19 protein-coding genes are annotated in these 26,838 nt (G+C 46.3%); 2 read left to right on the plus strand and 17 right to left on the minus strand.

The window, feature by feature from the left end:
• Position 1 precedes the first annotated feature (1 nt).
• Both MKZ12_RS18530 and MKZ12_RS18535 read left to right on the plus strand, forming a co-directional pair.
• Positions 2-733 (plus strand): RNA pseudouridine synthase, encoded by a 732-nt coding sequence (locus MKZ12_RS18530; RefSeq protein WP_339256070.1) that lies wholly within the window; start codon positions 2-4, stop codon positions 731-733.
• Positions 734-849: 116 nt separating this feature from the next.
• Positions 850-1,194, plus strand: a complete 345-nt coding sequence (locus MKZ12_RS18535; protein WP_253438335.1) for an MGMT family protein — start codon at positions 850-852, stop codon at positions 1,192-1,194.
• A gap of 108 nt (positions 1,195-1,302) precedes the next feature.
• Here the strand turns inward: MKZ12_RS18535 and MKZ12_RS18540 are convergent, their stop codons facing one another.
• The 17 genes from MKZ12_RS18540 to MKZ12_RS18620 all read right to left on the minus strand — a co-directional run bounded on the left by MKZ12_RS18540 (position 1,303) and on the right by MKZ12_RS18620 (position 26,485).
• The gene (locus MKZ12_RS18540) at positions 1,303-2,814 is read right to left on the minus strand and encodes a DHA2 family efflux MFS transporter permease subunit (protein WP_124116268.1); all 1,512 of its coding nucleotides are present in this window, start codon (positions 2,812-2,814) and stop codon (positions 1,303-1,305) included.
• Positions 2,811-3,257: a MarR family transcriptional regulator gene (locus tag MKZ12_RS18545; protein ID WP_062835118.1), complete on the minus strand. Its 447-nt coding sequence runs from the start codon at positions 3,255-3,257 to the stop codon at positions 2,811-2,813. The genes MKZ12_RS18540 and MKZ12_RS18545 overlap by 4 nt, the downstream gene beginning before the upstream one ends.
• Before the next feature lie 278 nt (positions 3,258-3,535).
• Positions 3,536-3,976 (minus strand): MarR family winged helix-turn-helix transcriptional regulator, encoded by a 441-nt coding sequence (locus MKZ12_RS18550; RefSeq protein ID WP_253438342.1) that lies wholly within the window; start codon positions 3,974-3,976, stop codon positions 3,536-3,538.
• Positions 3,977-4,208: 232 nt separating this feature from the next.
• Positions 4,209-6,668, minus strand: coding sequence for a DNA gyrase subunit A (gene gyrA, locus MKZ12_RS18555; protein ID WP_339235046.1), 2,460 nt, complete (start codon positions 6,666-6,668; stop codon positions 4,209-4,211).
• Between the two features lie 12 nt (positions 6,669-6,680).
• Positions 6,681-8,660 carry a DNA topoisomerase IV subunit B gene (gene parE, locus MKZ12_RS18560; protein WP_253438346.1) on the minus strand — a complete coding sequence of 660 codons (1,980 nt, stop codon included), beginning with the start codon at positions 8,658-8,660 and terminating at the stop codon, positions 6,681-6,683.
• Between the two features lie 76 nt (positions 8,661-8,736).
• A complete protein-coding gene (locus MKZ12_RS18565; RefSeq protein WP_253438348.1) occupies positions 8,737-9,726 on the minus strand; it encodes an ABC transporter permease in 990 nt (329 codons plus the stop codon).
• On the minus strand, positions 9,719-10,684 hold the full coding sequence (locus MKZ12_RS18570; protein ID WP_339256071.1) for an ABC transporter ATP-binding protein: 966 nt from the start codon (positions 10,682-10,684) through the stop codon (positions 9,719-9,721). The genes MKZ12_RS18565 and MKZ12_RS18570 overlap by 8 nt, the downstream gene beginning before the upstream one ends.
• A complete protein-coding gene (locus MKZ12_RS18575; RefSeq protein WP_339256072.1) occupies positions 10,685-11,557 on the minus strand; it encodes a GDSL-type esterase/lipase family protein in 873 nt (290 codons plus the stop codon).
• Between the two features lie 290 nt (positions 11,558-11,847).
• Positions 11,848-12,642: a CAP domain-containing protein gene (locus tag MKZ12_RS18580; protein ID WP_339256075.1), complete on the minus strand. Its 795-nt coding sequence runs from the start codon at positions 12,640-12,642 to the stop codon at positions 11,848-11,850.
• 258 nt (positions 12,643-12,900) lie between these two features.
• A complete protein-coding gene (locus MKZ12_RS18585; protein ID WP_253438357.1) occupies positions 12,901-13,359 on the minus strand; it encodes a GNAT family N-acetyltransferase in 459 nt (152 codons plus the stop codon).
• A complete protein-coding gene (purT, locus tag MKZ12_RS18590; RefSeq protein WP_339235059.1) occupies positions 13,349-14,536 on the minus strand; it encodes a formate-dependent phosphoribosylglycinamide formyltransferase in 1,188 nt (395 codons plus the stop codon). The genes MKZ12_RS18585 and purT overlap by 11 nt, the downstream gene beginning before the upstream one ends.
• A 254-nt stretch (positions 14,537-14,790) precedes the next feature.
• A complete protein-coding gene (locus MKZ12_RS18595; RefSeq protein WP_339256077.1) occupies positions 14,791-15,813 on the minus strand; it encodes an NAD(P)/FAD-dependent oxidoreductase in 1,023 nt (340 codons plus the stop codon).
• 62 nt (positions 15,814-15,875) lie between these two features.
• Complete coding sequence (locus tag MKZ12_RS18600) at positions 15,876-16,865, minus strand: ABC transporter substrate-binding protein (RefSeq protein WP_339256079.1); 990 nt, start codon at positions 16,863-16,865, stop codon at positions 15,876-15,878.
• A gap of 119 nt (positions 16,866-16,984) precedes the next feature.
• The gene (locus MKZ12_RS18605) at positions 16,985-18,637 is read right to left on the minus strand and encodes an AraC family transcriptional regulator (protein WP_339256081.1); all 1,653 of its coding nucleotides are present in this window, start codon (positions 18,635-18,637) and stop codon (positions 16,985-16,987) included.
• Positions 18,638-18,854: 217 nt separating this feature from the next.
• Positions 18,855-20,705: an ABC transporter ATP-binding protein gene (locus MKZ12_RS18610; RefSeq protein WP_339235068.1), complete on the minus strand. Its 1,851-nt coding sequence runs from the start codon at positions 20,703-20,705 to the stop codon at positions 18,855-18,857.
• Entirely contained in the window at positions 20,702-22,474 is a 1,773-nt protein-coding gene (locus MKZ12_RS18615; RefSeq protein WP_339235070.1) for an ABC transporter ATP-binding protein, read from the minus strand. The genes MKZ12_RS18610 and MKZ12_RS18615 overlap by 4 nt, the downstream gene beginning before the upstream one ends.
• Before the next feature lie 324 nt (positions 22,475-22,798).
• A complete protein-coding gene (locus MKZ12_RS18620) occupies positions 22,799-26,485 on the minus strand; it encodes a dynamin family protein (protein ID WP_339256083.1) in 3,687 nt (1,228 codons plus the stop codon).
• Positions 26,486-26,838: the final 353 nt, after the last annotated feature.

The raw sequence follows: 26,838 nt of genomic DNA on the forward strand, positions 1-26,838 counted from the left end.
CATGTCAGAACATCGGCATGATCATGATGCAATTCCGATTTTGTTTGAAGACAACCATCTATTAGGCATTACGAAGCCGGTCAATGTACCTACCCAGGAAGATGCATCAGGTGATCCGGATTTGCTTACATTGCTGAAACAGGATCTGAAAGAACGATATAACAAACCTGGCAATGTCTATCTGGGGTTAGTACACCGACTTGATCGTCCTGTTGGAGGGGCAATGATCTTTGCCAAGACATCCAAGGCAGCTTCGAGATTGTCCGAGACTGTGCGGGGACGTCATTTCCGTAAAATATATGCGGCAGTTGTACATGGCAAGCTGCCTGCACAACAGGGAACGTTAAAACATACGCTCCTGAAGGATGCACGCACGAATATTGTTACGGTTGTACCTAAGGGTACAGCTGGTGGTAAGGATGCCGTTCTCGATTACCGCGTTATTGGGGAGACAGACCGTTACAGCCTCGTCCATATCGAACTGCACACCGGCAGATCTCATCAGATTCGGGTGCAAATGAAAGAAGTCGGCTGCCCTCTGTACGGGGATCAGAAGTACGGTGCAAGCGTGAATAAACCCGGGCAACAGATTGCGCTATGGTCTGTGATTGCAGCCTTCCCCCATCCAGTTACCAAGGAAGAAGTTATTCTGCAATCCTTGCCTGCAAGAGAATTTCCTTGGGCGGAATGGCCTGCTGCAGTGTACCAAAAAGCTTTTGAACAACCTCTATAAGTACACAGGATCAGGTTAGATCTGTCCATACAACGTGTCGTTCAGATTCTGTATCTGACGACACGTTTTTTAATATTTCCAGCTATAAGTCTAAGATACAGAGAGGAGACATTTTGATGACCCCGTTTACCAAACAAGTCATTGCGATTATTGCGGCGATTCCAGAAGGTAAAGTGATGACTTACGGTCAGATTGCAGCCCATGCCGGTAGTCCAAGAGCCGCGAGACAAGTCGTACGAATCCTGCACTCGATGAGCCGCAAGGAACGTCTGCCCTGGCACCGTGTCGTCAACGCAAAAGGCGAAATCTCCATACCGGATGAACACTCGCGCATGATGCAGGAAACAGAACTGATTAGCGAAGGTGTGGAGTTCCAACTAAACGGAACCATTAATCTCAAACGGTTCGGACATGAGCCCGATCCTGTATTTCTTATCGATCCAACGATCCAGCCAGAATAAGATTCCTCTCTCCATATTTCAGCACACCAAAAAAGAGAACTCAGGCAGTTAGGGGCTACCCCTTTTCAACTGCTAGAGTTCTCTTTTATAGTTTTTATCTGATATTTGTTATGCGGTAGCCGTCGCTTTTTCCTGTTCTACAGTAACAGGTTCAACAGCCGGTTTCGTTTTACGAATAAAGAACGCCATAATTAAAGCAACCACGGTCATTCCGGTAGCCACGATGAATGCATAGTTAACACCATATATTGTTGCATCTGCCGTAGCAGCTATCATCGCTGTCTTATCAGTAGGATCAACCTGACCCGCAGCCACTGCATCGGCCAGATGTGTTTTGAGCTTGCTGCTCATGATGGTAACGAGAATGGCTGTACCGATCGCTCCGGCAACCGTACGCAATGTGTTGGACATCGCTGTACCATGCGCGTTCAGACGTTGAGGCAGTTGATTCAGACCTGCTGTCTGGATCGGCATCATCAGCATCGACATACCGAACATACGAGCCGTGTAGATAAACATCATGTAACCGTAAGTCGTGTCGATGGCCAGACGACTCAGTCCAAATGTTGTAATCGCCGTAATGGCAAGACCTGCAACTGAAAGCCAGCGAGCGCCTACCTTATCAAATATGCGACCCGTGATCGGAGACATGATCCCCATCAATATCGCACCAGGCATCATCAGAAGTCCTGATTCAATTGGTGAGAAACCACGAATGTTTTGCAGGAAAATTGGAAGCAGGATCATACCTGCAAACATCGCCATTGTCACAAGCATATTGATGATTGTCGTTAAAGAATACATATTGTACTTGAAAATACGGAATTCAAGGAGCGGATGATCTGTTGTCAATTGACGAATAACGAACAGAATCAGGGAAATCGCACCTACCACGAGACATCCAATGACAATTGCACTGCCCCATCCATCAGTACCCGCATCACTAAATCCGTAAAGCAAACTACCAAAACCAAGTGTAGATAAAATAACGCCTGGATAATCCAGTTTAGGTCTGGACTGGCGTGTTACGTTTTTGACAAAAGCAATACCAATTGCCGTTGCAATAATAGAGAATGGCAAGATGATGTAGAACAATAATCTCCAGGAATAGTGCTCAACTACATAACCTGAAAGTGTAGGCCCAATCGCAGGAGCCAGAATCATCGCGATCCCCATGGTTCCCATGGCCTGACCACGTTTCTCAATCGGGAAGATGGTCAGGAATACAACGGTCATCAGAGGCATCAGGATACCTGCACCCGCAGCCTGAATGACACGACCCACCATCAGAATCGTAAAGGTTGGACTAAGACCACAGACTAACGTCCCTATGGTAAAGAGAGTCATGGCTGTAATGAAAATTTGACGAGTTGAAAATTTCGCAATCAGATATGCCGTAACCGGAATCAGTACACCGTTGACGAGCATGTAACCCGTGGTTAACCATTGGGCTTTGTTTGCATTGATCGCGAGGTCTTCCATAATTTTAGGAAGAGCTACGTTCATCAGGGTTTGGTTCAGGAATGCCACGAAGGCACCAATTAACAATGCCGCTACAATCGGGCCTTTCTTGATGTTGTCCATCGCGGAGGATGGAGCTGCAGCAGTAGTCGTGCTCATATGTTGTTCATCTCTCTTCCTTGTAACTTTTCAATCATTTGACTATGAATTCTAAGTAGGTGCTCAAGGTCTTCCTTCGATATATCCAGAATGGGTGACACTCTCTCCATCCACAGATGGTGGGTTTCCTGTTGGGCCTGCTCCCCTTTATCCGTGATCTGAAGTTTAACGGATCGGCGGTCAGCATCAGAACGTGTCCGAACGATATACTCGCCCTTGACGAGCCGCTCCACAACAGCACTCATGGAACTGCTACCCATATGGCATAGCTCAGCTACTTCGTTGATGCCGATGGAAGGACGCTCCCTCAAGATGGATAACACCATAAACTGAATCGAAGTCAACTCGATCTCCTTGTTTTCATTCCAGAATGCTCGAAAAAGCATTTGATTCACTTGGCGGAACGAATTGATAATATAGAATACTTCATACGTATCAGTCATTGTTTCACCCTTTTACTTATGGAATATAATATTTCGTACACGAAATATCAGGGGAACAATTATTTATTATAACAAAAATATTTACATAGTCAACTCTTTACATATGAAATCAACAAAATAATATTGGGGCATACTAAAATGTGTGATTTCCTTGCCCCTTTCCTCAACTAACCTGGACACAATGTGTATCATATGTAATTTGTAAATAAAATAACCATAGGGCTCCTGCACGAAACGAGCAGGTACTCCTATGGTTACTCAGAAGAATCAGCATTGTATTATACCGAAGTGGATAATGCAGGCTCTTTCGTTTTAGGTGTTGTCATTTTGCCTAACAGATATACCAGCAATTGTTGATTGTGCATCGATATGTTACTGAGAACAGAGTTCATGAATTCATTGCGGATGGTAATCCCCCGCTCTGTTTCCATTCTTCCTTTATCGGAAAGAGAAACCCAGACAATGCGTCGATCCTGATTATCCCGATTCCTGCGAATCAGATCATTCTTTTCCATCCGATCGAGCAGCATGGTTACGGCAGCTGGCGTAGTCGCCAGATAAGGAATAAGATCCGAAGGTTTCATCTTCTGATGATCCTCAAGCACCTCCAGAACAGCTAGCTGAGCCTCCGTCAATGAGGGGGCCAGCTCTTGATCCATATGCAGTTTATAATCTTTGGTTAGTCTGGACCAGCACTTGGCAAAATCGGAATTATACATCTTGCATCGCTCCTCTCTGCAACCGGTTATCACTTCACCTGCTTAAGTTTTCGCCCTCCAAAGCCGCATTCCTGCTGCCTTTTTTCATTTTCCTAGCGATCGACCGTAATCGACGAAGGTTGTTAAACTTCGCATGGATGTGCTCTTCTAATCCGCCTTCGAACAACAAAAAAAGACTCTTCGCATGACAGGATTAGCTGCGCTGCGAAAAGTCTTTTATGCTTACTCTTTATCAAGTTGATGCTGGCTGATTCTCATTGAAGTCCCTCAGAAGTTCAACGATCTCGTCCTGTTTATCCACAGGAACGAGCAGTTTGCCAATATGTTTGCGTTCCGTAATCGGAACACCTTCCGAAGAGATCGGATGCACGTGGCCTTCCTTGGTCATGACAGTGATGTTGCGTTGCTCTTTGCAATAAAAAGCGCCAACAATACGACTGCCATTCGGTTTCACGCGTTTGCCTTCCTTGAACTCGAATGTGGCAAGTCCCTTGCCTCCACGACTCTGCACAGCATAATCCAGCAGTAATGAACGTTTACCATATCCCAAATCGGACAACACGGCAACTTCACCTTCATCTCCTGCAACCCATAGGGCGGATACAACTTCATCTGTATCTCTCAACTGAATGCCACGAACACCACCGGATACACGTCCCATTGGATTGACCTCATCCTCACGGAAACGAATCGCCATGGCTTCTTTTGTTATCAACATAATATCTTGGTCACCCGTACTCAGATGTACAGATAACACTTCATCGTCCTTACCCACTTTACAAGCTGCAACTGCACCGGAACGTTTGGTAACGTAATCCTTCAGTTCCGTCCGCTTCACCTGTCCTCTTCGTGTAACGAAGACCAGACTGTGATTCGGCTCTTCAAAGGATTTCACAGCAAGCACACTTGCAATACGGTCGTCTTTCGCAAGAGGAATGACGTTCACAATGGCTGTGCCCGGGTCTTTCCACTTGAACTCAGGTACCTGATGAACAGGTAACAGGAAATACTGACCTTTCCTCGTAAAGACAAGCAGATTCTCAAGCGTATTTACTTCCAGAACCTGAGCGATATAATCGCCGTCTTTTACACCACTTCCGCTCCGTTCACCACCAGAACGTGTAAAGGACTGCATGCCTGTACGTTTCACGTATCCTTCTTTGGATAACGTTACAAATACATCTTCTGCATTCACAAGTACTTCGAGATTAACCTTGAGTTCTTCCACTTCACCCTGGATCGCAGAACGACGGTCTATACCGTATTTCTCACGAATCTCCATCAATTCCTTGCGGATGACTCCGATAAGCTTGCGGTCACTATCCAGAATGGATCGTAATTGCGCAATCTTTTTCATCAGATCACCGAGTTCCTTCTCGAGAGAATTAATCTCCAGATTCGTCAAACGATACAATTGCAAAGTAAGGATGGAATCCGCTTGACGTTCCGTGAATCCAAACATCCACATCAGGTTATTTTGAGCATCCTGCCGATTCTTGGACGCTTTGATTGCTGCAATGACCTCGTCAAGGATGTTAAGAGCTTTAACCAAGCCCTCCAGCACATGTGCACGGTCTTCCGCTTTCTCCAGCTCAAACCGGGTACGGAATGTGACTACTTCCCGCTGATGGGCAATGTAAGCCTCCAGAATTGATTTCAATCCCATTTGCTGTGGTGCTTTATTCACAATCGCAACCATATTGAAGTTATAAGTGACCTGAAGGTCGGTTTTCTTCAGCAAATAAGCCAAAATACCTTGTGCGTCAGCTTCTTTTTTCAGCTCAACCACGATCCGCAGCCCTTCACGTCCGCTCTCATCACGCACTTCGGCAATACCTTCGACCTTTTTCTCAAGTCTAATGTTCTCCATCGCTGTAACCAGACGCGACTTCACGACTTGATAAGGAATTTCGGTAATGACGATTTGCTGTTTGCCACCGCGCATGTTTTCAATCTCGGTTTTGGATCGGATATAGATCCGTCCCTTACCTGTGCGATAAGCATCCAGGATGCCGTCACCGCCCATAATCAATCCGCCGGTTGGAAAATCTGGACCCTTCATGAACATCATGATCTCGTCCAGCTCAATCGACGGCTTCTCCATCACAGCGATGGAAGCATCAATGACCTCACGCAAATTGTGTGGAGGAATCTCCGTTGCAAACCCTGAGGAGATACCGCTGACACCATTAACCAGCAAGTTCGGATAACGGGATGGCAATACAACCGGTTCTTTGGCCGTATTATCAAAATTATCCTTAAACAGAACCGTCCGTTTCTCGATATCGCGAAGCATCTCCATCGCGATGGGCGACAAACGGGCCTCCGTATACCGCATCGCCGCTGCCGGGTCATCATCCTGTGATCCCCAGTTACCATGACCGTCCACGAGCATATGGCCCATTTTCCATGGTTGAGCCATCCGCACCATTCCCTCATAGATGGAGGAGTCACCATGTGGATGATAATTACCCATTACGTCCCCAACGGTTTTGGCAGACTTGCGGTAAGTCTTGTCAGGCGTATTACCTGAATCGTACATGGCGTACAGAATACGCCGTTGTACTGGCTTCAATCCATCCCGGACGTCCGGAATGGCTCGATCTTGAATAATATATTTGGAGTAGCGACCGAAACGGTCCCCTACGACCTCTTCGAGAAAGGCCGGCATAAATTGTTCTGATGGACTCATTCCAAGCACCTTCTATTCTTCGTACTCTGTAAAGTCGACGTTCTCTACAATCCAGCGTTTCCGCGGATCAACCTTATCACCCATGAGCGTAGATACACGACGTTCTGCTTTTGCTGCATCAACAATCTGTACCTTCAGCATCGCACGAGTTTCCGGATTCATTGTTGTCTCCCACAGTTGATCCGGATTCATCTCACCAAGACCTTTATAACGTTGAAGCTCAACATTATTACCGAATTCCTTCATATAATTCGCCAGTTCTTCATCCGTCCATGCATATCGAACACTCGCGAGCTTACCAGACTTACGAGTAAGTTTGTACAATGGCGGCTGAGCAATATATACTTTGCCTGCATCAATTAAAGGCTTCATATAACGATAAAAGAAGGTCAACAACAGCACTTGAATATGTGCGCCGTCCGTATCCGCATCGGTCATAATGATAATTTTGGAATAATTGCTGTCTTCAACTGCAAATTCGGTTCCTATGCCCGCCCCGATCGCCGCGGTTATGGCGCGGTACTCTTCATTTTTGAGAATGTCCGCCAGCTTCGATTTTTCCGGATTGAGCGGTTTTCCCTTGAGGGGCAGAATCGCCTGAATCTTCGAGTCGCGTCCCTGTTTGGCAGAACCACCCGCGGAATCACCTTCGACAATAAACAACTCATTTCGGGTAAAATCCTTGGATTGCGCCGGCGTTAACTTGCCGTTCAGGTTGGAACTTTCACTGCGTTTCTTGCCTGTACGCATATCATCACGTGCTTTGCGAGCTGCTTCTCTGGCTCTGGAGGCTTGAACCGCTTTGCGAATTAACGTTTGCGCTACCTGCGGGTTTTCTTCCAGGAACCGCTGAATATTCTCGGACACGACCGAATCCACAGCACTCCGCGCGGTTGCGCTCCCAAGCTGATCCTTCGTCTGACCTACGAACTCAACCTCTGACATTTTGACACTGATGACGGCCATCATGCCTTCACGCAGATCATTACCTTCGAGGTTTTTATCTTTTTCCTTGATCATGCTGGTACGCCGTGCGTAATCATTCATTACACGGGTATACGCAGCCCTGAATCCGGTCTCATGAGTACCGCCGCCCCGAGTAGGGATCGAGTTCACGAACGAAGCCAGTGTTTCCGTATAACCCGCGTTATACTGAATTGCCACTTCGACTTCAATGTCATCCTTCTCCGCATAGAAGTGAATAACATCATGCAGCACATCTTTATTTTCGTTAAGAAAAGCAACAAACTGGCTTGCTCCGCCTTCATACATGTATTCATCCTGATTGCCCGAACGTTCGTCCTTGAGCACAATTTTCAAACCTGAATTCAGAAAAGCAATCTCCTGAAGGCGTTCTGCCAATGTATCATAATTAAATTGAATGCCATTCTGGAACACCCGAATATCCGGTTTGAATGTCACTTTCGTACCTGTCCGATTGGTATTGCCCAACACTTCGAGACCGGAGACCGGTTCACCGACATGTTCAATCCCTTTTTTGTCCTTCCAATACTCGAATCGCTGACGATGAATCTTGCCATCACGGAAAATCTCGACTTCAAGCCACTCGGACAATGCGTTTGTAACTGACGCACCTACACCGTGCAAACCGCCTGATTTTTTGTATCCTGATCCACCGAACTTTCCGCCTGCGTGCAAAATCGTAAACACGACCTGGGGAGTAGGAATCCCTGTTTTATGTATACCTGTCGGAATTCCCCTTCCGTTATCCTGAACCGTAATAGAACCGTCCTTATGCAGCGTGATATCGATTTTGGAGCAGAATTTGGCGAGATGTTCGTCGACAGCGTTGTCGACAATTTCCCATACCAAATGATGTAAACCCGAAGTGCTGGTGCTGCCGATGTACATGCCCGGCCGTTTCCGTACTGCTACCAGCCCTTCAAGTACTTGAATGTCGTCCGCGTCGTAGCCTGAAGACCCCTGTCCTCCGCCTGTCGAACCTGCCGACATATCGATTTGCTCGACCATTCATGCTCCCCCTTCTTAACTTGCAACTAAAAAAATGCTTAAAATGCAAACAGATGTTTTCTTATCCTTGTCCATTTTAATTCAAGATATCCCGTTTCGTAAAGACAAGGAATGACACAATGAGTGAAGCAACGCCCCAAACACTAAGCACAATAAGAGAAAAACCTAAATTCATACCCTCGATTGGCGGTAATCCACCTGACAAATAATCAGGAAGTTCGAGGTTAACCATGAACAGATATTTCGCTGTTTGCCAAGATGCAGCCATACTTGTCAAGATAGTTCCTGCAATCAGAGCGGCCATCATAATAACAATACTTGCAGCTGTACTTCGCACAAGTACGGATACCATAAATGCTAGCATAGCCACGATTACACTCACAAACCAGATCAGTCCTGCCTGCATAAGCATATACAGCCACTGGTCTACAGCATGCACTGCCGACATATCTACATCGGTTCCCACAACTTTGAATCCTGTAAAGATTGGCATGTTGAAGCCTTTGTAGCCAAAGACCGCACCCGATATGACGTAACATATAATGTAGGCTGATACCACGATGATCGAAACAAACATAATCAGTGTAATTAATTTGCTCAGAAGCACTTTCCAGCGCCTAACCGGACGCGTTAAAAGCATTTTAATCGTACCTGTGGTACGTTCACCTGAAACAAGATCTGAAGCAATAGCCATGATTAACAATGGAATAAACAATCCAACTGCATTGTTCATGAACTCCCGTGTAAAGGTAACACCACCCGGTTCTTTGGGATTGATGTCATTTTCGAGATAATACTGCATCTGCTGGATATACACGGTTCTATATTTCTTGTACTCTTCAGGTACCCGATCGCTCCCGAGCGAGTTTTGATTGTCTGTAATGGCCTGTTGCAGTTCAAGCCGCCAATCGCCTCCGAATTTGTCACGATTATTCTCCGCAGATTTCATCTGGGCATACGTAAACATCGGTACCAGGATCGCAAGTACAATAAATATAATATAAAGCCGTTTTTTCTTCACCATCTTAATCGTCTCATTGCGAATCAGCGGCATGATATTACTCAATGGATTCACCTTCTGTCATTTTTAAGAATAGTTGTTCGAGCGTAGGCTGAATCCGCTGTACCCCTTCAACCTGTACACCAGCTTGAACCATCTGCTGTACCATATCAGGAATTCGATCTTCATGCATCTCGGCAACCACAGCGTTGGGACCAAGACCCGCAACAATCGTATCATCCATTACATCCGCAGGTCGACTTACCAGAGCAATGCCTGCATCCTTTAACATTTTTTGACCTTGCTCCAATGGGGATACATGCCATATCGCCAACTTGGAATGATCTTCAATCAGTTCGCTTACGCCTCCAACGGCAAGCACACGTCCCGCACTGATAATTGCGACTCTGTCACAGAGAAGCTGGATCTCACTTAACAAGTGACTGCTGACAAATACAGCCATGCCTTCACTCGCAAGTTGTTTAATAAAGACACGAAGTTCCTTAATTCCTTTTGGATCAAGACCATTCGTCGGTTCATCCAGAATGAGCAGACGAGGCCGCCCAAGTAACGCTTGTGCAATACCGAGCCGCTGACGCATACCAAGCGAGTAGGTTCTGACTTTATCATGAATACGCTGATCCAATCGTACAATATCCACAACTTCCTGGATACGATCATTGTCCACTCCCGGTTGCATGCGAGCAAAATGTTCCAGGTTCTCCCATCCGGTCAGATAGGTATATACCTCAGGATTTTCAACAATGGAGCCTACATACTTCAAAGCGCGCTCAGGGTCCCGATTCACATCATACCCACAGACTTTAATTTTCCCTTCTGTCGGTTTGATCAGGTCCACGAGCATCCGTATTGTTGTTGTTTTCCCAGCACCGTTAGGACCGAGAAATCCAAAGATTTCACCGGGTTTCACGTCAAATGTAACGTCTTTAATGATCCACTTGCGCCCGATCCGCTTCTTCAGATGCTGTACAGACAGGACGGAATCATACTGCTGCTCTGCCATTTATTTTCCGCTCCCTTCTGTCGGTGTATCCGCCTGGAATTCCTGTGCAATCCGAACTGCAATTTGCTCATAACCTTGGCCGTTTGGATGAAAATGATCTGACGAGAGATACTCCCCCAGATGATTCTCAAATAAATCGAATGTAGGGACAAGTGTCATCTTATCCTCATTGTTTAAAATAGCCAGTGCAGCATCGTTCCAAGCGGCAACAACCGCATTCCCTGGCTTCTCCAATTCTTTCACATCACCAAATGGATTGTACAACCCTATGTACGCAATCTGTGCATCGGGATTGATTTCTTTGACTTTCTTCAAAATCTCTTGAAGGCGTTTTGACGTTTCCGGTAAAGCCGCTGCCAGCTGCTCTGCTGTTGGCGGATCTTCCCCCTGTAGAACTTGCCCTCCCTGGAACAGATCATTCGCGCCAATGGATAGCAAAATAAAATTGGACTGCTGTAGGACGTAACGCACCCCTTGCTCATCGAGTTTTTCCAATAAAGCATCCGTTCTCAACCCGTTTACACCCAGATTATTTAGAACCTGAACATCATATCCTTTATCTTTAAGCAAGTTCCCTGCACGTCTCACAAAACCAAGTCCCTCATCATCCCCCGTACCTCTTGCCAAGGAATCACCGATGACGGCCATCCGAATCTTGCCATCTTCCACTACGGCCGGTTCACCTTCCTTATCCTTAGATGGAGCAGTTGCCTCCTGGCCTGTAGTTAACGCTGAATCTCCCTCGGGAAAAATCACGTCTTTTATAGCGTATCCAAATCCAAATAACAACAACAAGGTTGCCAAGATGGATACTGTACTGACGGTTCTCCAGATCCATGGTGCTGAATCAAGGCTTTTTTTCTTTTTCATCATCACATCTCCGCTCATGTACACCAGTCTGGGTGCTTAATAATTTATAATGACTTTACATCAAGGCGTGTCTGAAAATCCGCTTACTTCGGAGTTTTCAAGACACGCCTTGATGATGCTATTCCTAAATAACATAAATGTTCTGTCGTTAATTTGCAAATTTTGCCGCTACATTCGCAGAATTCATTTTCTATATGTCATTTAACGGAAAAAAGGTTATGCCATACACAGATTTCAACTGTGCTGGCATAACCTTTTGATATACAAATTTTTATTTACTTCATTATAATTACTTATTTACCGATAAACTCTTGAGCCCAGTATCCGTTGTAGAACCCTACACCGATATGTGTAAAGTTTTTGCTCAGAATATTGGCACGGTGTCCTGCACTATTCATCCAGGCTGTTACAACTTCCTGAGGTGTTTTTTGTCCTTTGGCAATGTTCTCACCTGCATAGCTGTAAGTTACTCCGAATTGTTTCATCATATCAAACGGAGAACCATACGTCGGTGACTGGTGATCAAAATAGTTATTGTTGCTCATATCTTTTACTTTGGCTACAGCTACTTTGTCCAGAAGAGCATCTGAAGTCAGTGCGCTCAGACCTGCTTTGGCACGCTCAGCGTTCACAAGCTTTACAACTTGCGTAGCAAAGTCGGATTGTGTGCTTTCGCTGCCATTATTACTTGTATTGTTACCGGTATTACCTGTGTTTGAAGAATCTTTAGCTGGCGTGGTTGCCGGTTTTTCTTCTTGTGTTGGTTGTGTTGGTTGTGCTGGTTTAGCCGGTTGCTCAGGCTTAGTTGTCGGCTGAGTTGGCTTTGTAGTCGGCTCAGCAGGTTTGGTCGTTTGATCAGGCTGCGTAGCAGGCTTCTCTACAATTTGTCCCTCGGATACAGTGTATCCGTTTTGTTTGAGCCACTGTTCGATATATGCTTTCAGGCTGTCTGTACTTGTAATTTTATACGTTGTGGTAGTCTTATATGTTGAATCTGCAGCAGACGCGGAAGCAGGGAGCATTACACCTACGGCCAGTACGGCTGTCAGACTACTCGTTACGACAGTTTTCATCCATTTCTTTTTCAAATTCATTCATCTCCTTAAAATTAGTTATTACAACTTTGTAATTAATACTCTAGCAGTATATCAATTCAACAAGAGATTGTGAACCTATAAAATATGGAAAAGTAACTTTTTTGTCATTTTTTAGCCATAAAAAAAAAGACATTCAGACTAACAAAGCTAGTCGAATGTCGCTTCACCATTTATTTATCAGTCACTACATCAGAACATGCAGATCAGGATATCATGAGAATTTAATGTTGTAGGAAAGACCTTTTTATACTATAGAAGAACCTTACTGAACCGATAGCCTCTCTTCTGGAAACCAATGTGCTCATAAAAAGAGTACGTTGTTGAAGTCACTTCACGGTTCGCACCCGTGACAAACAGTTGTTTACCACCTTGCTGTCTGCCCCAATCTTCGGCACGAGCCATCAGACGACGGCCAATACCACCACCACGATGTTCTTGACCTACAATCAGGGAAGTAATTTGTGCGGCAGGTTCTGGATAGGCATGACTTTGCACACATTGCAAGCCAATCACACCAATAATTTGTTCATCCACTTCGGCAACAAGCATGCATGCGTTTGGATTAGTTTCCAAACATTCAATGCGTTCTTTCATGACATTAGCTGTTGTCGGATAGCTGACCTCTCGCATCAATCCTGTTACCGCTTCAGCATCTCGCAGTTCACACTCTCGGATCATCAGTACAGGGGCCTCAACATTATTGGACATGATTTACCTCCACTTTCAGCATATTAGCGGCTTGCACCGCTGTTTTACGAGCTTCTTCCACATCTTGGCCAGCACTTAGCGCTACAGCCATTCGGCGTCCTACCTTCGTCTCAGGTTTGCCAAATACACGAATCTGAGTACGAGGAAGAGCCAGTGCTTCTTCAATCCCGCCTACAGTAAAGTCAGATGTTTCATCATTAGCTTTCAGCGTTGCTGAAGCTCCCGGTGTCAACAGATGTACACCTGTGACCGGAAAACCAAGAATTGCACGTACATGCAGCGCAAACTCGGAACTGTCTTGCGTCACCATTGTAACCATACCTGTGTCGTGCGGACGAGGAGATACCTCGCTGAACACAACACCATCCGATGTTAGGAACAATTCCACTCCAAACAGTCCATAGCCGCCAAGTTCATCCGTAACGGATTTGGCAATATGACAAGCCTGTTTCCATTGCTCAGGCGTCATTGCATGAGGCTGCCACGATTCGACATAATCCCCATCCTTTTGAATATGGCCAATCGGAGGACAAAATACGGTGCCTGATACAGACCTGACGGTAAGTAATGTAATCTCACTATCAAATTGCACAAAGCTCTCCACGATGACACGAACGGATTTGCCACGAGCTCCCGAAAGAGCAATGTTCCAGCAATCCTCCACATCCCCCGGTGTACGGCATACACTCTGGCCTTTGCCGGAAGAACTCATCAATGGTTTAATGACACAAGGTGTGCCAAGCTCACGTACGGCTTCCTGAAGTTGTTCCAGGTTGTCCGCAAAAAGGTAATCAGCTGTCGGAAGTTTCAATTGTTCGGCTGCAAGACGACGGATGCCTTCGCGATCCATCGTTAGACGTGCAGCACGGGCAGTAGGTACTACACAAAATCCCTCTTCCTCAAGCTCCAGTAAAGCTTCTGTTGCAATAGCTTCAATCTCAGGTACGATGTAATGAGGTTTTTCTTTACGGATCAATTGTTTCAAAGCTTCGGCATCCAGCATGTCGATGCAATAAGACCGGTGCGCGACCTGCATTGCAGGTGCGTTCTCATAACGATCAACAGCGATCGTCTCTACTCCCAGTCGTTGGGCCTCAATAACGACCTCTTTTCCCAATTCTCCACTGCCTAATAGCAGCATTTTTTTGGCTTGAGCCGTAAAAGGAGCACCCCACATGTTCTTTCCAATCCTCCCAAAGAGAAATCTTCTATATATCTGTCTCTCTATTTTCGGGGTTTTGGTTAAAGATTGCAAGAGTGCTCCCTATTTTTCTTGTGAATTTTACAAGATTTTTTGTGTTTTTTCGATCAAATTTTACAATTACCGCTCACAGATTCGATACTCTTTCCATTCCTCCCAGAATTAAGGAAAAGTTAAAAGGGAAGATTTTAATATTTCAGAGAATCGGGGTGCACAAACAAATCCCAAATTTAAAATCTTGGGATTTGTCGATTTTTTTCTCTGAAAATTTCATTATGTGAGGAAACGTAAGCCATCTTGGGTGCGTCTGGAGTCATGTATTGCTTCGCACTATTGACTGCAACAATCGCATCATTAAAGGCTCCGGCAATGAGTCTGACTTTGCTCTCGTGGGTCGAACAGTCCCCTGCTGCAAAAACACCTGGATGACTCGTCTGTGCATGGTGGCTCATTCGAACCATTCCATCGTCCATCTTCAGCCCACAACTGGCCAGATCACTTAGATTGCTTTTATATCCGTGACTAACAACGACTTCATCCACTTCCAACACGACATTGGCCTGACTTTCCATATGCGTAATCACAACCTGCTGGATTCGCTTACCATTATTATGAAGCTGCGTGATGCTGTATGGTGTTCTCACATCCGTTATATTGTTCATCTCACTGACATTTCGTTCCATTGCACGGAACTCATTATTCCGGTGAATTACAACTACACTGCGAGCAAGTTGAGCAAGTTCAATTGCCCAGTCTACTGCACTGTTGCCTCCACCCGAAATAAGTACACGCTTCCCGGAAAAATGTTCTGGATTCTGCACGGTGTAATGAAGATTCTCTTGCTCATATTCAATCGGCTTCTGAAGCTCCAGCTTCTGAAGCTCTGCGATACCACGGCCTACTGCAACAATGATCGTACGAGTATAATGTATCTCTCCTCCAGTGGTATACATCCTCCATATTCCGTTATCCATTCGAGTGAACCTTTCCACTTTACAATTCAATTCTACCGTCGGGTTAAACGTATTGGCCTGCTGAACAAGCCACTCGATCAACTTCGAACATTTCATAGGCGGCAGACCGCCTACATCCCAAATTGTTTTTTCCGAATAGGTGTGCAGAAAACCACCAAGCTGGTCTTTACCTTCAATGATCTTTACTTTCATATCACGCATCCCTGCATAAAAAGCCGCATACATGCCGGCAGGTCCGCCTCCAATGATGGTTACATCGTAGATATCTTCTTCATTCATCTTGAACACACCCTGTTAATTTAGTTATGAATTAGAGAGATTCTGGTAACATACGGTTTGCCTTATTTATTTTTTTCTTCAAAAGCAGTTACAATATCATCAATGACATATTCGTCGGCAATCGGGGACATTCCCAGGTTGAACCATTCCTTGCCACCCACCATGTAAACATGGTTCTGCTTAAATGCTTTCAGATTTTTCCATAACGATGACGATAACATATCTTCAAATTTCTTTTTAATTTCCGGATTAGTCTCATCATCCAGCTGAACGATCAGATGGTCTGCGTCGTATTCAGGCAGTACTTCCAAGGATACGGACATGGCCGTTTGATCTTTCGGGAAATTAGGAAGTGGTTTCATTCCCAATCGTTTGTGGACAAAGTTTCCTCGGTCAAGATTCTCTCCATGCAGTACAATTTCTTTTTCCATCACTCTAATGTAGAGAACAGTCTCTTCACCGATCAGCTTATGCAATTTGTCAGCAGCTATCTTCTCCTTAGCGACCAAATCCTGAATAACCTTTTCTGCCTGCTCTTCTTTATCCAGAATTTTGGCCATATCCCGCAGTTCATCACGCCAATCATCACGCTGTGGTAAAAGTACGGTAGGTGCAATCAGCGTAAGCTGATCATAATCCTTTTTGGACCACCAGTCAGGAGCGATAATTAAATCCGGAGCTGCCTCCATGAGGGCTTCAAAATTAGGTGTTCTTCCGATTCCCATTTTCATCGTGTTTGCGAACGGTTCCTGTAAGTAAGAAGGAAACTCCTCATGATAGTTCTGTACAGCAATGGGTACGATCCCAAGTGAATATAAAAATTCTGGATATACCACAGACAGACCCATTATTTTTTGTGGGTTTATCGGGATTTCAATCTCTCCCATTTCCGTGTTCACTTTCTTCACCTGACTTGCTTCTGTCGTTGAAGAATTGGTGGTACCCGCTTCTTGTCCTTCAATCTTGGACGCTTCTTTACCTGCTGCCCCGCAAGCCGAAATAACGAGCATCAACATCATTGTACATATGACGGTTAACCATCTGAATCTCATTCTGTATGTACCCCCTATAGGTCATTAATATATGACAATGTCTAATCAATAATAATTATCATTATCACTACGATATAGGAGTAGTATAATCAAATATGTTCAGGCATGATATTGACTATTCAGACTTTTTGCCATGGACGATCTTGCCATAACTTTAATATTTCATCCAACATAAGCTCGTGGGTAAACGCCGTGTAGTCCAACAGGACGCTCGACAAAAGGACATCTATTACGCCATTCTGTATCGCTAACAGCTCAAGCCACTCTTCAGACTTACGCACAACAGACCATGTCAGCCTGGATGTCTCATCATCACCCACAATCAGTAATATTCTTTCAATGTTAAGAACAGACAACTCCTTAATGCTCACTGTTCCCCGTTCCCAATAAGTTTCAATTCCTTCGGGACCATCCATTTGCATATCAATGTAAAAAACGGAAGCAATGCTCCTTGGGCCTAACACTCGCAACTCTTCGCCACAAAATTTGAGTACAACTAGCTTGTCTTTTCGTATGGAATCCGCAAGCTGATTCTTTATGACCGTTACTTTCTCTTCATATCTTTGAAGCCATACCTCTGCAATATCAGACCTGTCCAAAAAACTTGCAACAACTCTCAAATGCTCTCTCCAATCCCCTTTTTCCCACGGGAGGTCACACACAGGAGCAATGGAATGAAGCTGACTTTGCAAAACCTCAGACTCCGTCCCAATCGTAATAATATAGTCAGGCTTAACTAATCGAAGCTGTTCCAGCCAGGTGGTCTCACTCTCAGCAAGTGGCATAACTTTGTCCGTTTCATATTTACGTCTATAATAATATGTCCATGGATGACTTGCCGGCGCGGCACATGGAATGATCTGCAATGCAAGCAATATACCAATGCTCAGGGAATGAACCGCTGCAATTTTTTGTTTGCTATTACGTATAAACGCTGCCGGTGGAACGCCGGAGATTTGCTTGAATTTACGCCGGAAATACGTCTCATCCTGGTACCCCACGTACGATGCCACATCCTTGAGTCGATAACTGTGATCATTTCTCATTAAGATCTGGGCTTGTTTCATTCGATATAGCGTTAAATAGTCGACTGGACTGTAGCCATACCTTTTCTTGAATAAACGCATGAAGTGTCGAGGGCTCATTCGTGCCACATTTGCTAATTCCTCAATAGTTAATCTCTTGGAATAATTCTGCTCCATGTAGGCTTTAACATGTTCAATCGGTGAAGCCAGATCCGTCTTTTCTGCACAGGCCACGTCGTAAAACAGGGTATACAACAGTTCCTGAAAACGTATCTGACCATAGTACCTTTGCAAGCCATCCTTCTTCATTGTGTGGTGGTAAATCATCTGACAGATCACGCCAACGGCAATGGGAGAAGATGAGCTGACCTCGCCATTCACTTCATTACGTAAAAGTTGCTTCATCATATCAAGGGCTGTTCCACCCTCCTGCTCCAGTGCGTACATGACATCAAAACTCATGTGATACACGCCTCGTTCATCCAACGAATGCACATTTGCCTCAATCAACTGCCCTGGAAAACCTATGTACAGTCCGCCTGCTTTCAATTCAATGAAAGTCCCATCTATCTTTAACCAACCTTGGCCACTCGCTACAAATAATAACATGTAAGTTTCAATAAAGTGTTTCCTCAGAAGCCACTCCGTCGCAGGATCAGTCGTATAATTCACCTGAATGAGCCTAAAATTCATATGATCCAGGTGATCAAAATGTTTTGAGTCTATTTCGTTGTTGTCCATCTGCATTGATCTCCCTCCAGACTTAAACGATTATGCTGATTTCATTCTTAAAAACATAACATACCACACGAACTAAAGATAAAAAAAACACTCCGGCTATCCTTAACCTGTCTTCAATAAATAAAATGCACTTATTATTGAGGATCAGGCTAAAGAACGCCAGAGTATTATACGTTCATATGCGCTCAGACACTTTAACTTTAAAAGCCGTCCGAAGGTCTTATTACAAAAATCTGTATTGAGCTTCTATTAATCCATTATATACGCCTTGTTTTTGGATAAGCTGCTCATGGTTGCCCTCTTCTTTAATTTCACCATGATCCAGGACAATAATGTTATCTGCATTCCGGATGGTGGAGAGACGGTGAGCGACCATAAAGGACGTTCTTCCCTGCAACAATACCTTCAGTGCTTCCTGGATTTTAAGCTCTGTCTCGGTATCAATGCTGGCAGTAGCTTCATCCAGAATCAATATGCGAGGATCGGCAAGCAGCGCACGGGCAAAGGATAACAATTGCCGTTGTCCCATGGATAATACGTTTCCTCGTTCTTCCACTTCGGTATCATATCCGCCAGGCAGCTTCATAATGAACTCATGCGCATTGACTGCTTTGGCGGCCTCTTCCACTTCTTCATTCGTTGCATCCAATCGTCCAAATCGAATATTGTCACGAATCGTACCCGAGAAGATGAAGGTATCCTGCAAGACAATACTGATCTGGCTGCGTAAACTCTCTACCGTTACATCCCGCACATCCTGTCCGTCAATGGTGAGACGTCCACCGGATATATCATAGAAACGACTGATCAGGTTGATGATCGTACTTTTACCTGAACCGGTATGACCAACGAGTGCAATTGATTGTCCCGCAGCCGCCGAGAAGCTGATTCCTTTCAGCGCCTGTCTGCCCTTCTCGTATTCGAACACCACGTTTTCGAATGCGATATCTCCTTTAATAGAAGGAAGTGGCTTGGCACCTGGTTTATCCGCAATACTTGGTTTTTCATCCATGAATTCGAAGATACGCTCCGATGATGCCATCGCAACCAATAGCTGATTGTACATCTGTCCCAGACGGTTGATTGGGTCCCAGAAGTTGCCGACATAGTTGGCAAAAGCGACAAGTAACCCTACGGTTAACTGACCATCCTGAATCAGATAGGCACCAAACCAGAAAAGGATTAATGTCCCGAATCCGCCGGTAATCTCGATCAGTGGTCCGAAGCCCTGGTTCATCGCTGATGCTTTATCCCATGACTTTTTGCTGGACAGATTCATGTTGTCAAAATACTTCATGTTCTCTTTTTCCTGTGTATACGCCTGAGTCACTCGAATCCCTTGAATGGATTCATTCAAGTGAGAGTTAATCCGGGAATTCTTCATGCGAACATCCTGCCAGGCACGACGGATCAGCACCCGCAGTTTGGTCGAGATGATAAACATGATCGGCACCGTAATGATTACGGCAAGACCCAGTTTCCAGTTAATCAACAGCAAGATCACAATGATGCCGAGCAGCTGCACGCAGTCGATCATGACGTTAACTGCACCGTTCGTGAACAGATCCTGCAGGGAGTTAATATCATTCGTCACACGCACCAGTACGGAACCTGCCGGTCTTTTGTCAAAAAAGTTAAAGGACAGCTTCTGGATATGCTTGAACAGATCCGAGCGAAGATCGTAGATAACGCGCTGTCCAATAATGTTCGTCAATTTGATCCGGTACGTATTGGCAGCCCACTGAATGAGATACAACACGAATATGGAGCCTGCGATCAGATAAAGCATCGTCATACTTGGCAGCCCTGTGGCCGGTGCGATGGCCCGGTCAATCGCCAGACTGATCAGAAAAGGTACGGATAATTTCGTAATGGTACCCAGAATCATCATTAGAATAACGAGTGGCAACAGTTGTTTCGCATAAGGTTTCATGTATGCAAATAAACGTCCAAATTCTTTCCAGTTAAACGGTTTTTCAATAATTTCATCATCCTGATACACAAATCGTTCATTCAGTTTCTTCTCGGAGGCCCCTTTGGCCTCGCGCCTGTCTGCTATCGTCTCGGCACTCATGAATTCACCTGCTCCCCAGCCTCCCGCTTACCGCGGGCAATATAATCTGCGTATTGAATTTTATAAACATCCTGGTATGGTCCAGGTACTTCAATAAGTTCGGTATGTTTGCCACGTTGTACCACGCGACCTTCATCCAGCACCAGAATCTCATCTGCATGTCTTAGTGAAGATATCCGGTGTGCAATAATAAATGTAGTTCTACCGCGCATAACTTCCTGGAAACCAGATTGAATCTCATGTTCCGTCTCCATGTCCACGGCGCTTGTTGCGTCATCAAGTACCAGAATTTTCGGATTTTTCAGCAAAGCCCTTGCGATCGCAATCCGCTGTTTCTGTCCACCCGATAATCCCATGCCGCGTTCACCAACCACCGTGTCATATCCGTCCGGGAACTCCATAATGAAGTCATGAGCCTTGGCCAGCTTGGCTGCACGGATAATCTCATCCATGGTGACATTCTTGAGTCCGTAGGAAATATTATTGCGAATGCTGGATGAGAACAGGAATGTCTCCTGGAAAACAGAAGCGATCTGACTCCGCAAACTGCGAATGCCTATATCTTTGATGTTTTTGCCATCCAGCTTAATCGTACCCGAGTTGACGTTATATGCACGCATCAGAAGCTGAATGATCGTCGATTTACCTGACCCTGTGCCCCCGAGGAAACCGATTACAGAACCGGGTGCAGCATCAAAATTAATATCGGTTACCGCTGGCATTTTGTTGCCGTAGGCAAAGGTAACGGAATCAAATGTCACATGACCATTCACTTGGTCTGCTTCCACAATGACCGGATCTTGCGTTTCTTCCACATCCACTGGCGTATTAAGCAGTTCGAGCACCCGTTCACCTGAAGCTTTCGATTGCGTATAGTTGTTGATATGGAACCCCAGATTCCACATTGGACCGATTATGTACCAGATCAAACTGAAAAAGGCAACGAGTTCACCAAGTGTCAGCGTATTCTGTATAACCATTCTTCCACCGATTACCAGCAACAGCACGATGCTCACCGAAGCAAGAATCTCCATGATCGGAAAATAGTGACTCCACAATGTTGCGGCATGAATCTGATTCGTCTTGTAACGCTCATTGCGTGTGGAGAACTTCTCCACTTCATAAGGCTCACGTGCAAAGGATTTTACCGTACGCACGCCAGTAATATTCTCCTGTACCGCTGTCGTCAGTGAACTGAGCGCCAGCCGCATCTCCTGAAACGCAGGGTGAATTTTGGATTCGAATCTCAGCGCAACGAAGGCAAGTAATGGGATGCATATGAGCGTGAACAGTGTAAGCTGCCAACTCATGGTCATCATCATGATTGCGCCGAATACGACCATCAATACCATGTTGAGAATCTGGGCGAAACCAAATCCGATAAAGTTACGGATGGCTTCCAAATCTCCCGTGAGGCGGGACATCAGATCACCTGTCTTGGCCGTATCATAATAACGGAAGGATAAAAATTGAAGCTTTTCATAACATGCGTTACGAAGTCTGTACGCCAGGAAGTTACCCAAGCGTCCTCCAAAAAAGCCATGTAAAAACTGCATTCCTGCTTTTAAAATCACTACACCTAACACAGTTAAGGCAATTATGGGAACGTCTTCAAAAGTGCGCGGAACAATAACATCATCAATCAGTATCCTCAGCATGTACGGATACACCAACCCAAGTGCGGTCGCTAAGGCGAGGAACAAGATTGATACAAATAAATACGTTCGCTTTTCCCAAAAAAAGATTTGCAGTTGCCTAAGAACATCCATGTTTCTCCTCCTCTTATGTCGTTCAAAAATACTATGAACATTTATGAAGTTTATCACCGTACCCCATTCGCGGCAAAGCGAATAACAGACCATATTCTGCCTGCTTTCAGCTTATTGACGCATTAATGAAGGTAAATACCCACCTTTCAATCAAATGTTTGAATATTCTCTTTATTTCAGGTTGTTCGTACCAAAAAAAGGCTCCCTATATGCCTTTTCGGCAGGGGCCTTTTTAGGTTGATTTTCGCAACATTTTCAATGTGTTGCTGTATCATTCATTTTGTTTTACAAAGACTTCCAGAGAATACGCGTTATGCCGCGATTCTAACGGTGTTCAATCTGTTCCAGTTGGTTGGACAAGCTGGTCCATTGCTCCGCCGGAATTCCGCTCTCCAGTGTATCTTGAATTCCGCTCACTGCCTCGTCCAGACGTTCTTCCAACTGACGGGATTGGTGTTGCAATGACTGACTGAGCTGGTTGTCATAAAACTGAATCAGTTTGTCTTGCGCAGCAGGAAGAACTTCAATGATCATCTGTTTGAGGACCGGATCAAGCGCCTCTTGTAACCGCTGACGCCCATCCCCTTCGAAGAACTGTTTCGGATTGCGGAAATAATTCAAATAGCTTTTCCATCCAGACGGTTCTTCCAGACGGACTTCTTCAAGCACAGGTGTACTCCAGCGCTCGGTCAGTGGCAGTGACACATCCACCCCACCTGATAACTGTCTGACGTCATCTATACAATCTGTAACTTGTTTTGTCAGCCAAGTCTGACCTGTCTGTTCAAGTCTGAGGGTGGTCGCAAGCAGTTCCTGCTCAAGTTCTATCGCAATCATGCGCAACAGTTCACGTCCACAGGCCGCAAAAGCCGTCTTCAGATTGCCCCGATCCTCCCGAAGTACGGATGGATGGAATGCTTCTGCCATGAATAGGCCAAGGCGATAGGCAAGTCGCTGCCTCACATGGAAGAGCAGTTCTGCTGTTTCCTGTGACAGTTCTTCCTTCATGGATCGTGCTGCAAGTTGCTGGATGCGCTGGCGTGATTGTCCCTGGATCGTCTCCAGTTCATTCCGCCGCTGCTGCAAAGCTTCCTCTCCCTGAGCCGCATCCTCCGCGCGTTTCTTCAGCCGCTGAATGACACGTGCCATCTCTTCGGAAGCTCCGCCTACGGCAAGATCGGCTAATTCTCTGCCTGCAAACTGGTTGAACTCTTCCTCAAAACGAATAAATCCGGATTGCTCAAGCAGCTTTGAATCACCTGCCATCTTGCCTTCCATCGCCAATATACTGGATACGGGGAAGAGTCGTGGTGCCCGAATTCCATTACTGCGCAATTGGGTGCTCACATGATCGAGAACCTGCTCCAGTTCTTCCTCGGAGGAAGACAAGTCACTAGCATTCACAACAAAGAACATCTGATCCATGGCAGAACTATCCTTAACACGTCCCAACTGATTCAGGAACTGCCGATCGCCTTGTGAGAAAGCATGGTTGTAATACGTCACAAAAATGAGTGCATCCGCATTCTTCATATAATTGAAGGTTACACCCGTATGACGAGCATTCACGGAGTCCGCTCCTGGTGTGTCTACCAATACAATGCCTTGTTCAGTCACATCGCAACTGTAGTACAGATCAATACTGTCTACAAAACAGGACTTCTTCTCGTTTGCGACAAAATTACGGTAACCCTCCAGATCCACCAGTACATCCTGGCCCAACTGGTCCGCTGTTTCTTCCCAGCCGGCTGCTGCCGCCTGCAAAAAGCTGTAATGCGGGCGCCCCGCCGGATGCACATCCTGTGGCGAGAGGGAACGTACTCGCTTCTGCCACTCGGTTCCAGGCTCACCCAGTCCAAGCAAACGGAAGGAATAGGCGAGGTCTTCCTGGAAGGCGTCCCGGGTCTTCATGCGGACCCGGGCTGTTCCATGCTCCGCGCCCCCGGCAGGAGCCATGATCCGGTTAATCGCCGCTGTTGTTGGATGCGGCGAGACGGGTAGTACAGCTTCGCCCAGCAACGCGTTGGCGAAGGAGGATTTGCCGGCGCTGAACGCTCCGAACAGCGCGAGTGTGAACGTGCCGCCCGCAAGCGAAGCCGCGCGTGCACGCAGATCCCGTACCGCCGACCCCATGGCGGGGTACGGCTCTACCAGCGCAGCAGCGGCTTCAAGCCGTGCAGCTGCTGCGTCCAGGCGTCGGCGGCGTTCAGCGCCAGCCGCTGCCGTTGGCCCTGGCACCGCCGCCGCGACTGCGCGCTGCGCTGGCGGTGCCTCTGGCGTCTGTGGCTGCGTAGCCACAGACGCTGACGTGCCCGCATGCGGACCGGGAGCTTCGCCCGGTCCAGGCACCGCGGGCACGTGCCGGCCCTTCACCTCCGGCAATAGCCCGGAGGGGAGGGGGCCCGCATCAGGCAGCAGGCTGCGCAGCCCTGCTGCCTCTGCGGCGGCGCTGCGCTGGAGCGCCGTGTAGCGCGCCGCCGCCGCGGATTGCGCCAGCAGCGCTGCGCGGCTGGCGTCCAGCGCCTGGAGCGCGGCTTCGCCTCGCGCACCCAGCGCTTCAAGCATGCGGTCGGCCAGCATCATGGCCGACCTGCGATAGCGGGCCTCAATCTCGCCCCGCACATCTTTACTGAATTGAATCACATACTCGGGAGATACCTCTGCACTGGCACTGCGTTTCATCTCCAATAGTGCTTCATCCACAGCAGGAAGCTCCGTATTGAGCGCCTGCTCCCACTCCGCTCCCCATATCTGATGGGATTCACCCAGCTGCCTAAGCATCGTACGAATATGTACTTCCACTTGTCCGGAAGTCTGATCCTGTAATAAACGCACCAGTTCAGAAACACGGCGTTGTTTCTCCTGCTCGGTTTTGCCGCCTGAGAACAATAAGCCTACCCTGAAACCCGGTTTGCGGCTCTCCAAATAGGCAGCAGCCGACGCGCGAATATCCGCAGGAGTAAGATTTGCATTCGCCAGAAGAGGCTCAAGCTCTGCCCGGAATTTCTCACGCACTCGCGAAGGCCCGGTACGAATGTCTTCTGCTTGTTGATCGAGAAGCTCCAGCTCCCGTTCCAAGCGTTCAATTCCTTCCTTACCACCGATCTCATCCAGCAGAGATTGTTCTTCATCCTCACGTTTCTCCGCTTCTCTCGTCAGGTGCTGCTCCGTTACATGACTGGCCGAACTTGCCAAACTGTGCGTAATTAACGCTTCCTTTTCTTGCATCATGTGTCCAATGAGTTCCGGCAGCATATCCCACTGGTTGTAGCAATGCTCCTTGTCGCGGAGGGAAGTAAACAACAGTCCGTCATATCTAACTTCCCAGGCTGCAAATATAGCTTCGACCCCTTCGGTATATTGTTCAAAAGAAAGCTCACGTTCCCGATGCTTGTCGATCTGGTTCACGATCAAAAACAAGGGTTTGCCCCAATCCGACAAACTTTTGGCAAATGAAAGGTTCGTCTCGGACTGGACATGATTATAGTCCATGACATAGAAGACCACATCCGCCAGATGGAGCGCGGAATGGGTCGCAAGACTGTGCCCACGATCTGTAGAATCCACACCGGGTGTATCCAGCAGAACAGCATCATCTTTCAGCAAGGGAATATCATCCCATACCTCAATGGAGCTGTACGCTCCCCCATTTTTGCAATACGCCTCCAATTCCTCTGGAGAAACTTCAAGTGTTCCTGCTCCATTGTCAGCGCTTACGTTTGGCGTAGTATAAATCAGCGCTCTCGGCTTACCATTACGTATGGATACCACATTCGCACTTGTTGGCACGGGACTTGAAGGCAGCACCCGCTTACCGCACAAACTGTTGATGAGACTCGATTTGCCTGCAGAGAAATGACCACAGAACGCAATCGTCAGATGTTTCGTTTCCGCCTTGCTGATTAAATCCGTTAAAGCCTGTACAGCCGTATGGTCCCCTGTCTGCTCCATCGCTTCACGCAGCGGAAGCAGAGGTTTGGCCATTTCTTTTGGGTAATCTGTTCTGGACATGACTGGCCTTCCCCCTGGCTCCTCTAATTTGACATCCGTTTCGATGTCTATCTCTTTTACAACATTTATTTTAACATTATCAAGTTTGAATTTGAACGATTGAATGGAATATACCTGAACTATCCTATATATACAAATGCAAATATAAGAAAAACGTTGATCAACGTATTTTCACAGAAGACAGAACGTGTTTAGTGATTGCTATTCTTGCAATTACCGGATTGTTCAGGTGCGCTGTGAACATATAAATCTATAAAAAAATAAAACCGAACAAGTCGGTTTTATCTGTCAGACGTTCTATACTCAGTATTTAGCATACTGCTTACTCTTTAATACAACAGAACCCAATTGTG

The sequence above is a fragment of the Paenibacillus sp. FSL R5-0713 genome, from assembly GCF_037973325.1.
Taxonomy (GTDB): domain Bacteria; phylum Bacillota; class Bacilli; order Paenibacillales; family Paenibacillaceae; genus Paenibacillus.